Origin of the sequence: Streptomyces sp. NPDC001027 (genome assembly GCF_040299045.1) — a bacterium.
Classification (GTDB): Bacteria; Actinomycetota; Actinomycetes; order Streptomycetales; family Streptomycetaceae; genus Streptomyces.
On record NZ_JBEPBI010000282.1, the window covers coordinates 1 to 9,436 of the forward strand.

Consider the following 9,436-nt stretch of genomic DNA (forward strand, 5'->3'; position numbering starts at 1 on the left):
GGGGGGGCGCGGGCGCCCCGGGGGGGTGGGGGGGGGGGGGGCGCGCACGGGCGGCGGGGGGGGGGGCCGGGGCGCGGCCCCGGGCCCGCCACGGCTATGCCGGTGCGCAGCCCGCGCCGTCGACCGGCCGCGGGCGCCGCGGGATACCCCGGGTAGCCGGCCTGTCCGGGGCCCATGGCGTACGTGGGACCGCCGGGATACGCGGGGCCGCCCGGGTACGCGGGGCCGCCGGCATAGGTCGGGCCGCCCGGATAGGCGGGGCCGCTCGGATACGCCGGGCCCGCGGGGTGCCCCGGCTGTCCCGCGCCGCCGGGGTGGGTCGCGGGCGCGCCGTCGGCCGCGGTCTGCGCCGGCGGACCCCAAGCGGCGGCCGAGCCCGCGGCGCGGGTCTGGTCCGTCCATGCCTTGCCGTCCCACCAGCGTTCGGTGGCGGGACCGTCATTCGTCTGCCCCGGGTCGGGATACCACCCGGGAGGAGTCACCTGCGTCATACCCCCACCGTATGAGGCGTCGGTGAGATCCGGATGAGAGGGAGCGCACTCCTTTGGAACGGGCCCCGGCGCCCAGGCCGCCGGGGTGGCGCGAATTCGCCGTCAATTCGGTGCGCGTCACTCGCCGTTGACGTCAAGGGGGCGCTTGCGCAGGCCCGCCCGGGCCCGCGGCGCCGCGAGCCGTCACCCGTCGAGGCGGGACCTGCGCGGACAGCCCTCCGCGCGAGCCCTCGGAGAGCTACGCTCGACGTCGGTACGTCGTTCGGGCGACTTGGGGAGGTAGCGGGATGACGGAGGTCAGGCCGGCGGCGGCCGCCTCGGCTTCCCTGTGGGAGCGCGACGCGGAGGTCGCCGCCATCGCGCAGGCGGTGGAGACGCTCTGCGCCGACCGGTCCTCCACGGGTCACCTGCTGGTGCTCCGCGGCGAGGCCGGATTCGGCAAGACCGCCCTGCTGGCCGAGACGCGTCGCATCGCCGAGGCCCGCGGCTGCGCGGTCTGGTCGGCCCGCGGCGGCGAGACACTGAGGTCCGTCCCCTTCAACGTGGTGCGGCAGCTGCTGCAGCCCGCACTGATGTCCCTGCACCCGGAGGAGGCCCGCGAGTACCTCGGAGACTGGTTCGGCATCGCCGGTCCCGCCCTCGGCATCGTCGAACCGGGAGAGGGCCACGCCGACCCGCAGGGCGTGTGCGACGGCCTCGTGGCCGCGGTCACCCGGCTGGCCAGGCGGGACTACCCGCTCGTGCTGCTCGTCGATGACGCGCACTGGGCCGATCAGGAATCCCTGCGCTGGCTGGCCGCCTTCGTGGAACGCCTCGACGAACTCCCGGTCCTGATCGTCGTGGCCCGCAGGCCCGGCGACGTCAGCGGCGACGCCGCCCGGCACCTCGACGCCGTCGGCGAGGCCGCGGGCCGCGCCGTCACCAGCCTCAGCGCCCTGACCCCGGCCGCGGTCGCCGGCCTCACGCGGGCCACCCTCGGCGAGCACGCCGAGGCGTCCTTCTGCCGCGAGGTGTGGGCGGTCACCGACGGCAACCCGTACGAGACCGTCGAACTCCTCGCCAAGGTCCGCGACCGCGAGCTGACGCCGAGCGAGTCCTCGGCCACCGAACTGCGCGCCCTGAACCGGGCGGCCCGCGGCGGAGGACTCGTCGACCGCCTGGAGAAACTCGGCGTCGACGCCACCAAGTTCGCGATGGCGGCCGCGATCCTCGGCGCCGACATCTCCGTCGCCCAGGCCGCCCGGCTCGCCGGACTCGGCCGTGACGACGCCGTGCGCTGCGCCGAACTGCTGCGCAGCGCCCGCATCCTCACCGAGCCCGACCCCGCCGCCGCACCGGCCGAGGACGGCGACCTGGAGTTCGTCCACCCGCTCATCGCCTCCGCCGTCTACGACTCCATCCCCGGCGGCCTGCGCACCGCGATGCACGGCATCGCCGCTCAGGTCGTCGCCGACGCCGGGAAGGGCCTCGCGGCCGCCTCCCGGCATCTGCTGCAGGTACACGAGGAGGGCGACGAGGAACTCGTCGAGCAGCTGCGCGAGGCAGCCCGGGAACATCTCGCCGTCGGCGCCCCCGACGCGGCCCGCCGCTGTCTGGAGCGGGCGCTGCGCGAACCGCCCGCGCCCGACGTCCACGCGCGCGTGCTGTACGAACTGGGCTGCGCCACCCTGCTCACCGCACCGGCCAGGACCATCGACCACCTCCGCAAGGCACTGGCCCTGCAGGGACTCGACGGCGACGAGCGGGTCGACGCGGTCTACCGCCTCTCCCAGGCGCTGCTGCACAACGACCAGCTGGAGGAGGCCGTCCGCACGGTCGAGACGGAGGCCGCCCGGCACGCGCCCGGGCCGGCGCGACTGCGGCTGCAGGCCGTCCAGTTCATGTGGGAGGGAGTGCACGCCGGAGACCCGACCTCCGCCCGCCGCTCCGAGAGGCTCGCCTCCCTCGCGTCCTCCTGCACCGGCCGGGACGACTCCGAGCGGGCCCTGCTCATCCTGCGCGGATTCGACCTGATGACCCACGGCGAGAACGCCGAGGAGGTCGTCGAGTTCTGCGACCGCGCCCTCGTCAACGGCCGCCTCGCCCCCCGGGCTCGGCTGGACCGACCAGGAGTGGGGCATCGAGCTGCTGATGATGCTGGCCAGCTCCTACGCCTACACCGACCGGCTCGACCGCGCGGACGCCCTCTTCAACGAGGCCCTGCGCGCCTATGTGTCGGCCGGCTGGAGCGGCGGTCACCTCGCCCTGGCCCACGCCTACCTCGGCCTCGGGCTGCGCCGCAGGGGGCGTCTGAAGGAGGCGGAGGAGTCGCTCAGGGAGTCCCTGCGCCTCGCCGAACGCGTCGGCCGCGGGCTGCCGTTGTACTGGTCGGCGACCTGCAACCTGGTCGACACGCTGCTGGTGCGCGGCCATGTCGACCGGGCCTGGGAGGTGGCCGAGCAGTACGGCTTCGCCCCGCCCTACCCGTCGACGATCGTGCTGCCCGACCCGCGGTCGGTGCGCGGCCGGCTGCTGCTGGCCGTCGGCCGGGTCCAGGAGGGCGTCAACGAGCTGGAGGAGGCCGAGAAGGCGGCGGCGGCACGCGGCCACCTCAACCCGGTGATGGCGCCCTGGGCCGTCGAACTGGCCCGGGCTCTCGCCGTGGAGGACCCGGCACGCGCGAACCGGCTCGCCGCCGAGGCCCGCCGTCAGGCCGAGCGCTTCGGCACCGACACCGCGATCGGCGAGGCCCTGCGCTGCGCCGCCGCCCTGGAGACCGGCCAGCGTGCCGTACGGCTGGCCCAGCAGGCGGTCACCTACCTGGAACTGTCGCCCTGCCAGTACGAACACGCGGCCGCGCGGGTCGAGTACGGCGTCCTCTCCCGCTCGGTCGCCGAGATCGGCCGGGGCCTGACGCTGGCCCGCTCCTGCGGCGCGGACGGCCTGGTGGAGAAGGCGCAGCAGGCCCTGCAGAAGCTCGGCGCACCCCAGGTCGGCCTGGTCCCGGGCCAGACCAGGAGATAGCCGACGCCGCCGCCGACGGCACGCACTTCCCCCCGGACGCGTAGTGCCCGCCGGGCGCCTCCGGCGAGCCGGGGCGGGGCATGTTTTGCGGGACCTGGTGGGTGCGGCGCGTGTGGGGCGGTCGCCGACCCGTGCGCGTGCGGCGCAGGCTGCGCGGGGCGCGGGCGCGGCGGTGCTTCGTGTCGCCGACGGCGACGATGGCGTGCGCTGTCGGACGTGTGGCAGCTGTGTGGTGTGTTCGGCGAGCCGGGGCGGGGCATGTTTTGCGGGACCTGGTGGGTGCGGCGCGTGTGGGGCGGTCGCCGACCCGTGCGCGTGCGGCGCAGGCTGCGACGGGCTCCGGCGCGGCGGTGCGTCGTGTCGCGCGACCGCGACGACGTCCGGTCATGACGTCGCGTTGGCTTCGACGCACGTGACGTCCGTCGGGCCCGTGCCTTCAGGGCAGGGCTCCGGCGCGTCGGGCAGGGGTGGCGCGACGCGATCGGCGCCTGGGCGGGGGAGCCCTCCTGTAGGCCGTCAGGCCGAGGCCGGACCGACGAGCGCGGCGGAGACCACCGTTTCGAGTTGCCGCGCCACCCGGTCCAGCGGGTCCATGCTGCGTTTGGCGCGGCACATGGCGATGGCGCCCTCGACGGACGCCACGATCAGCGCGGCCAGCTCCGGCGCGCCGTCGGGGTCGGCGCCGTGCGCCCGCAGCGCCCGGGCGAGCAGCTGCTCCCACTCCTCGAACGCCTCGGCGGCCGCGGTCACGGCCGGCGGGATCTCGTCGGCCGGCGGCTCCTCGACGGAGACGGCCAGCACGGGGCACCCGGCCCGGAAGTCGCTCGCCACGACGATGCCCCGCCACAGGGACAGGAAGGCCCGCAGGCCGGCGGCCGGGCCCGCCTCAAGTTCCTTGCGCAGGACCCGGGCGACCGTCCCTCCCGCGTGTCGCACGGCCTCGGTGGCCAGCTGCTGCTTGCCCTCGGGGAAGTAGTGGTAGGTCGAGCCGAGGGGCGCCTCGGCGTGCTTGGCCACCTCGCGGATGCTCGCCGCGTTCAGACCGCGCCTGCTGATCAGGTCGGCGGCGCCGGCCACGATGCGATCGCGTGACGGCGCGCTGGATCGAGCCAAGGCCGTGCTCCCTTTCGCCTCCACTGACTATGACGCTCGTCATAGTCTAGCGTGGCCGTCCGGTCATCCGGCCCGCCGCGTCACGGCGCGGGTGCGCGTCCTCGGTGCACGGCCGGTGGACGCCCGCCCGCGCCCACCTTCTCACCCCGCCGTCTCGTTACCCCCCGCTGCCCCGCTGCCCCGCTGCCCCGCTACCCCGCCGCCTCGTCCTCCTCGGCCAGGACCCGCTGGGCCGTGGCGAAGGCCGAGTTCGCGGCGGGGACCCCGCAGTAGACGGCCGTCTGGAGCAGCACGGCGCCGATCTCCTCGGGGGTGAGCCCGTTGCGGCGGGCCGCCCGGACGTGCATCGCCAGCTCGTCGTAGTGGCCGTGCGCCACCAGCGCGGTCAGGGTGATCATGCTGCGTTCGCGGCGGTCGAGCGTCGGGTCGGTCCAGATCTCCCCCCATGCGTAGCGGGAGATGAAGTCCTGGTACCGGGCGGTGAACGCGTTCTGCCGCGACTGGGCCCGGTCCACGTGAGCGTCGCCCAGCACCTCGCGCCGCACCTCCATGCCCCGCTTCGCCGGCCCGTCGAGGTGCGCCCGCAGCGCGGTCAGCACGGCCTCGGGGCACTGTGCGGGGGCGAGGTGCGAAGCCCCGGAGAGTTCGACGAGCGTGGCGTCCGGCACCGCGTCCGCGATCTCCCGTAGATGCGCCGGAGGCGTCGCCGGGTCCTGGCGGCCGGCGATCAGCAGCGTCCGCACGGCGATCTCCGGCAGCCGCTCGCGCAGATCGAACGCGGCCAGCGCGTCGCAGCACGCGGCGTACGCCTCGGGGTCCGCCGCGCGGTGGTCCGCGATCAGCTCCGGCACGGTGAACCCCGGCGTGAACCATCGGGCGTCCGCGGTCCGGACGAGCTCCGCCAGCCCTTCCCGGCGCACCAGCGCGGCCCGCTCCTCCCACGGCCGCGACCCGTTGAAGTGGGCGGACGAACAGATCACCGCCAGCGACGACACCCGGTGCGGGTGGTGCAGCGCCAGATGCATCCCCACCGCCCCGCCCAGGGAGACGCCCGCGTACGCGAACCGCTCCAGGCCGAGGGAGTCGGCGAGCGCCAGCACCAGGTCGGCGAGGTCGCCCACGGTGGCTCCGGGGCCGATCAGGTCGGCGGCCGAGCCTCCGTGTCCGGGCAGGTCCCAGCGGACCACCCGGTGGGTGACGGACAGTTCGGGCGCGATCTGGCCCCACACGGCGTGCGAGGCGCCGAGGGAGGGGCCGAGCAGCAGCGGGGGGCCGGAAGCCGGGCCCTCGGCGTGGTGGTGGAGAAGGCTGTCGGTCAACGTCGCTCCAGCGCACGGTCGGTGAGGGCTCCGGCGGAGCCGGTGTAGCGGGCGGGGTCGGTGAGGTCGCCGAGGTCGGTCCCGGCGACGTCCGGTTCTTCGGCGAGGAGTCGGCCCAGCGGCACGTCCTCGGCGTAGGCGCGCCGGGCGAGTCCGGTCAGCAGCTCCTTCGCGCGGGAGCGGCCGAGCAGCGCCGACAGCTCGGCGGACAGCCGCTCGGAGACGATCAGTCCGTGGGTGAGGCCGAGGTTCGAGCGCATCGCGTCCGCGTCCACCCGCAGCCCTTCGGTGAGTTCGGCCGCGTCCCGGGCGGCTCCGCCGGCCAGCCGCAGCAGGTCCCGCAGCGGCTCCCACTCGGCGTGCCAGGCGCCGGCGGGGCGCTCGTCCTCGCCGGCCAGCGAGCCGTAGAGCACCGCCGCGAGCTGCGGGGCGCGCCGGGCGGCCGCCGCGATCAGCGTCGAGCGCACCGGGTTCGCCTTGTGCGGCATGGCCGAGGAGCCGCCCCCGCTGCCCTCGGCCACCTCGCCGATCTCGGTGCGGGCGAGCGTGAGGACGTCCGCCGCGATCTTGCCGAGGGCGCCCGCGGTGAACGCCAGGCAGCCGGCGAGGTCGGCGACCGGCGTGCGCAGGGTGTGCCACGGCAACTGGGGTGCCGTCAGGCCGAGTTCATGGGCGAAGGCGGTGGGCAGCGCTGTCGCGTCCTCGGCGCCGTACGCCGTGAAGGCGGCCAGGGTCCCGGCGGCGCCGCCGAGTTGGGCGGGCAGCGAGTCCCGTACGGCCGTCACCCGGTCCCGGGCGTCCAGCACCAGCGAACGCCAGCCGGCCGCCTTCAGCCCGAACGTGGTCGGCACGGCGTGCTGGGTCAGCGTCCGCCCCGGCATCGCCGTGTCCCGGTGCGCCGAGGCGAGGCGGGCCAGTGCGCTCTGGGTGCGGTCGAGGTCGCCCAGGACGAGGCCGAGCGTGCGCGCGGCGACCAGCATCGCCGCCGTGTCCATGATGTCCTGGCTGGTCGCGCCCCGGTGGACGTACGGGCCGTACCGGCCGCCGGCCGCCGCCGTCAGGTCGGCGACCAGGGGGATCACCGGGTTGCCGCCGCCGCGGGCGCGCTCGGCGAGCGAGCGCACGTCGAAGCCGTCGCCTTGCGCGGCCGAGGTGACCGCCGCCCCGGACCCCTCCGGGGCCAGCCCCAGCGCCTCCTGGGCGCGGGTGAGTGCGGCCTCCGCGTCCAGCAGGGCCTGCAGCCAGGCCCGGTCGTCGGTGGCACGGGCGGCGGGGGAGCCGGCCCACCCGGGGGAGAGCAGACCGGTCCCGTCCGGGACGTCGGATGGCGCAGATGTCACTGGAACTCCAGGAAGACCGTCTCGCCCTCGCCCTGAAGGCGGATGTCGAAACGGTAGGCGCCGAGCGGGCCGTCCGTGGCGATCAGGGTGTCGCGCCGCGCCGGGTCCACCTGTCGCAGCAGCGGGTCGGCGGCCAGCGCGGCCTCGTCGCCGGGGAGGTAGATCCGGGTGTAGAGGTGCACGAGCAGGCCGCGCGCGAACACGCAGACGCTCAGGTACGGGGCGCTCCGCCCGCGCGCGCCGGGCCGCAGCGTGCGCGCCGACCAGTGGCCGTTCGCGTCCGTCTGGATCCGCCCCCAGCCGGTGAACTCGACGCCGTTGCGACCGAGGAATCCGCCGCTCGCCGGGTCGCGCCGCATCGAGCCGTCGACCTGCGGGACGTTGCCCTCGGGGTCCGCGCCCCACAGCTCCACAAACGCGTCCGGCAACGGGTTGCCCTCACCGTCGTACACATAGCCCTGCAGGGCGATGGCGTCCGGGTGGCCGGCCGGGGCGATGTCGCCGCCGCCGGGGAACGGCAGCGCGTGGCCGTAGAAGGGGCCGACCGTGTGCGACGGCGTGGGCAGCACGCTCTCCGGACGGCTCGTGTCGATCTTCGTCATGGCAGTTCAGCGTCCTTCTTCGATCCAGGTGGCGTGCGGCCCGTCGAGCACGATGTCCCAGTGGTAGCCCATGGAGAACTCGGGCACCGAGAGGCTGTGGTCGTAGGTGGCGACCAGGCGCTGCCGGGCCGCGTCGTCCGTGACCGACTGGATGATCGGGTCGTACGGGAACAGCGGGTCGCTCGGGAAGTACATCTGCGTCACGAGCCGCTGGGTGAACGCCGTGCCGAACAACGAGAAATGGATGTGGGCCGGCCGCCACGCGTTGAGGTGCTGGCGCCACGGGTAGGGCCCGGGCTGGATCGTGGTGAAACGGTAGAAACCGGTGTCGTCCGTCAGCGTGCGGCCGACGCCCGTGAAGTTCGGGTCCAGCGGCGCGTCGTGCTGCTCGCGCTGATGGGCGTACCGCCCCGCCGAGTTGGCCTGCCAGATCTCCACCAGCTGACCGCGGACGGGATGCCCGTCGCGGTCCAGCAACCGCCCGGAAACCGTGATCCGTTCGCCGACCGGCTCGCCGTTGTGCTGCCGGGTGAGGTCGTTGTCGATCTCCGTGATGTCCCGCTCGCCGAAGGCGGGGGAGGACAGCTCCACCAGCTCCGGGTCCTGCGTCACGTCGATGGTGACCGGCGGCTGCTGCGGGTGGCGCAGGACGGACGAGCGGTACGGCGCGTAGTCGCGCCGCGGCTGATGCTCCACGGGCGAGCCGTCGGCGAGCCGCTTCGCGTAGGCGGCATGCTCGGCCGCGATCTCCAGGTCGATGTCGGCTTGCGTGAGAGTCATGGCGTTTTTCCCGTGTTTCCTAGGGTGCGAGGACGACGACGAGGGCGGGGCCCCGGACCGCGCCGTTGCGGAGGACGGCGACCGCCTGGGCATCCGGGAAGCCTCTCTCCGTGCGTCCAGGCCGCTCAATTAATCAGGGCACTGACGATTGTTCCGAGGATTCCCCCACGCTGCCATCGGGCGGCCCCCTCGTCAAGAGCCCAGGCAGGGCGGGTGAGCGGGAGTCGGCAGGACCCGAGAGGCGATCGACGAGGGCGGGTATCGTTCAGTGCACCCATGAATTCCCGGGACCGAGACGGACGTCGAACCCACGCAGAGGAGCGCACATGGCGGCGGTGGACCTCACCAGCCACCCCGGGCACCTGGCCCGGCGGCTGCAACAGGCGCACTACCTGTTGTGGAACACGATGGTCTCCGAGGAGATCACCTCCCCGCAGTTCGCGGTGCTCAACGCCCTCGTCGCCGAGCCCGGCCTCGACCAGCGCACGGTGGGGGAGCGGGTGGGGCTCGACCGCTCCACCGTCGCCGAGGTGATCAGCCGGCTCATCCGCCGGGGACTCCTCGACAAGGTCCGCGACCCGCAGGACGGCCGCCGCTACCTGCTGGGACTCACCGAGGAAGGGCTGCGCACCCACCGGAGACTCACCGTGCGCACGGCCCGGATGAACCAGGTCTTCCTGTCGCCGCTCTCGGCCGCGGAACAGACGGTGTTCCTGGAGCTCATCCAGCGCGTGTCGGACGCGGCGGAGGGACTGCGCAACCCGGGGGAGCCGCTGACCGCCCCGTCC

The 9,436-nt window shown here is 74.8% G+C and carries 6 protein-coding genes and 2 pseudogenes; 2 read left to right on the forward strand and 6 right to left on the reverse strand.

Going from position 1 to position 9,436, the window contains the following annotated elements; all coding sequences use genetic code 11:
- Window positions 1-86: 86 nt before the first annotated feature.
- Window positions 87-491, reverse strand: a pseudogene (locus tag ABT300_RS37900) (DUF2510 domain-containing protein); the annotation flags it as partial.
- Between the two features lie 287 nt (window positions 492-778).
- Between ABT300_RS37900 and ABT300_RS37905 the strand changes: the two are divergent.
- A pseudogene (locus ABT300_RS37905) lies at window positions 779-3,494 on the forward strand (ATP-binding protein).
- Window positions 3,495-4,010: 516 nt separating this feature from the next.
- Here the strand turns inward: ABT300_RS37905 and ABT300_RS37910 are convergent.
- The 5 genes from ABT300_RS37910 to pcaH all read right to left on the reverse strand — a co-directional run bounded on the left by ABT300_RS37910 (window position 4,011) and on the right by pcaH (window position 8,648).
- Window positions 4,011-4,607: a TetR/AcrR family transcriptional regulator gene (locus ABT300_RS37910; RefSeq protein WP_351685943.1), complete on the reverse strand. Its 597-nt coding sequence runs from the start codon at window positions 4,605-4,607 to the stop codon at window positions 4,011-4,013.
- A 191-nt stretch (window positions 4,608-4,798) separates the two neighbouring features.
- Complete coding sequence (pcaDC, locus tag ABT300_RS37915; RefSeq protein ID WP_351685946.1) at window positions 4,799-5,926, reverse strand: bifunctional 3-oxoadipate enol-lactonase/4-carboxymuconolactone decarboxylase PcaDC; 1,128 nt, start codon at window positions 5,924-5,926, stop codon at window positions 4,799-4,801.
- On the reverse strand, window positions 5,923-7,266 hold the full coding sequence (gene pcaB, locus ABT300_RS37920; RefSeq protein ID WP_351685949.1) for a 3-carboxy-cis,cis-muconate cycloisomerase: 1,344 nt from the start codon (window positions 7,264-7,266) through the stop codon (window positions 5,923-5,925). Before pcaB ends, pcaDC begins: the two co-directional genes overlap by 4 nt.
- The gene (gene pcaG, locus ABT300_RS37925) at window positions 7,263-7,868 is read right to left on the reverse strand and encodes a protocatechuate 3,4-dioxygenase subunit alpha (protein ID WP_351685952.1); all 606 of its coding nucleotides are present in this window, start codon (window positions 7,866-7,868) and stop codon (window positions 7,263-7,265) included. Before pcaG ends, pcaB begins: the two co-directional genes overlap by 4 nt.
- A 6-nt stretch (window positions 7,869-7,874) precedes the next feature.
- Window positions 7,875-8,648 (reverse strand): protocatechuate 3,4-dioxygenase subunit beta, encoded by a 774-nt coding sequence (gene pcaH, locus ABT300_RS37930; protein WP_351685955.1) that lies wholly within the window; start codon window positions 8,646-8,648, stop codon window positions 7,875-7,877.
- Window positions 8,649-8,974: 326 nt separating this feature from the next.
- Between pcaH and ABT300_RS37935 the strand changes: the two genes are divergently transcribed.
- The coding region (locus ABT300_RS37935) for a MarR family winged helix-turn-helix transcriptional regulator (RefSeq protein WP_351685958.1) at window positions 8,975-9,436 on the forward strand (462 nt) is incomplete at its 3' end.